Origin of the sequence: Hadarchaeum sp. (SeqCode), assembly GCF_049969415.1 — an archaeon.
In the GTDB taxonomy this organism is placed as follows: Archaea; Hadarchaeota; Hadarchaeia; order Hadarchaeales; family Hadarchaeaceae; genus Hadarchaeum.
The window spans coordinates 1-1,820 of record NZ_JBMFOX010000111.1 but is presented as its reverse complement, the minus strand read 5'-3'; the positions used below and the strand labels follow the sequence as shown (position 1 = coordinate 1,820).

Genomic DNA, 1,820 nt, shown 5'->3' with positions numbered 1-1,820 from the left:
GGAGTGGTTAAAGTAGCCAAATTCGCGCGCTTACTGCGCTCGCACAAAGCCGAGATTTTGCTTCTGCTTGCCGCATCTGCTCTGATCTACGGAGGAGAAGCATTTCTCCACCCTTACCTTATCAAGTTGATCTTTGACCAAGCTGTGGGGAGAGGTGAAATCTGGCAGCTTCTTCTGCTAGCTAGTCTCTACCTTGGTATGGGTATAGCCGTCAACGTCCTCAGCTGCGGGGTTGACTTATGGGAACGTTCTCTTCAGAACCGCGTGATAAAGACAGTGACGACGGATTTACTTGCAGCGTACTACCGCAAGGACTACAAAACCGTGTTGGCAAATGGAGAAGGGTACTTCATCGGTCGCGTTTACCGTGATGCCTTTGAGGGGATTGCCCCTGTCATCCCGTTGATCCGCGGAATGGTCAATAACTTAGTGATGGTGCTTGTATTTCTCGGGATGATGCTCTATCTTTCCTGGCAAGGCACCTTGTTTCTCATCGCAGCGATGCCTATCGTGGCCTACATGTCCCGTGTGTTCGGGAAAAAGATCGAGAGGGTCAGCAGGCACGAGCGGGAGGATGAAGGAGTTGCTCTCAGCGTTTTGAACCAGTGCCTGCAGGCCTTCAAGTTGGTGAGAATAGGGCTGTTGCAAGAGAAGGTGCTTATGATCTACCGGCGGGCTATGGAGAAGTTCCTAGGCACGGCCTTCCGCAACTACAAGCTCGCCACGGTATACCGAACAGTAACCAGTGCGACCATGGTGTGGGCGGACTTCCTGTCCATGGTCGTAGGCGCGGCAATGGTCATTCGGGGCGCTCTGAGCTTCGGTGGGTATCTTGCGTTTGTCAACGTGTTCTGGAGAGCCCTAAGTACGGTCACCGGGCTGTTCCGCCCTCTGGCCGAGCTGCATCGCTCGGGAGAGATTGCGGACAGAATCCAGAGTTTTCTCGATGAGACGGCTCCTGAGTACTTTGTCCGCGGCAACAGTGTCTCGCTCAGAAACGTAACTTTTTCCTACAATGACGTACCGGTTTTGAAGAAGATAAATCTCATTGCCAGACCCGGTGAACGGCTGTTGATCGTGGGGCCGAACGGGGCCGGGAAAACAACCCTGGCCAACATTTTGGCAGGATATCTTGCCCCAGATGAGGGCGAGGTGGTCCTTCCGGCAAAGAGGAGCTGCGTGACGATCCCTATAGAGTTCCCGCCGATCAAGGTCCAGGACCTGCCGATCGAGAAAAGGCTCCTTAGGGCTTTCTCGTTGGAAGGGTTTGAGGAAGAGCTTGCAGATAACTTGTCGGCGGGTCAGAAACAAAAGCTGGCAATCGCCCTCGCTCTTTCGCAGGATGCAGAGTTGTTCGTCTTCGATGAGCCGCTTAACAATATCGACCTTGAGAGCATGGATGTCGTAATGGACTACATCATAGAGCGAACAAGGGGAAAGATATTGATCGTTATCATGCACGGTGGAGAGAAATATTACAAGCTATTTGATCGGATGCTCACACTCGAGAACGGAAGCATTAAAGAGCATAGAGAAGTCTGTTCCTAGCGTTTCCAGCCGTCGAGGACAGATCTTCGCTTTTCGATGTGCGCTCTTGGAACGGGACCGTCTGGAGTGCTAGAAGTTGAGGCGGACCTCAAGTATGGTTCTGGCGAAGGGTTGTGAGTTGAAGACCATCGGAACCATGTGCAGCCCTGCTGCACGTTCCATCACGGGCATTACCTTGGTTATCGACGCGGGGGGGTCGCTTCGCATGGACTGAGGAGGCCACGGCATGAATGCGGTTTCGATTGGTTTCGTATGTCCTGCGTGCAAAGGCG

At 53.1% G+C, this 1,820-nt stretch carries 2 protein-coding genes; one reads left to right on the top strand and one right to left on the bottom strand.

The genetic code is table 11. The features are described from left to right. Positions 1-1,548 (top strand): ATP-binding cassette domain-containing protein (locus tag ACP5PX_RS08170; RefSeq protein ID WP_428085454.1); only part of this gene is annotated, 1,548 nt, incomplete at its 5' end. 69 nt (positions 1,549-1,617) lie between these two features. Here ACP5PX_RS08170 and ACP5PX_RS08165 read toward each other — a convergent pair. Further along, positions 1,618-1,820, bottom strand: a 203-nt coding sequence (locus tag ACP5PX_RS08165) for a hypothetical protein (protein WP_428085453.1), incomplete at its 5' end; no start/stop codon positions are given.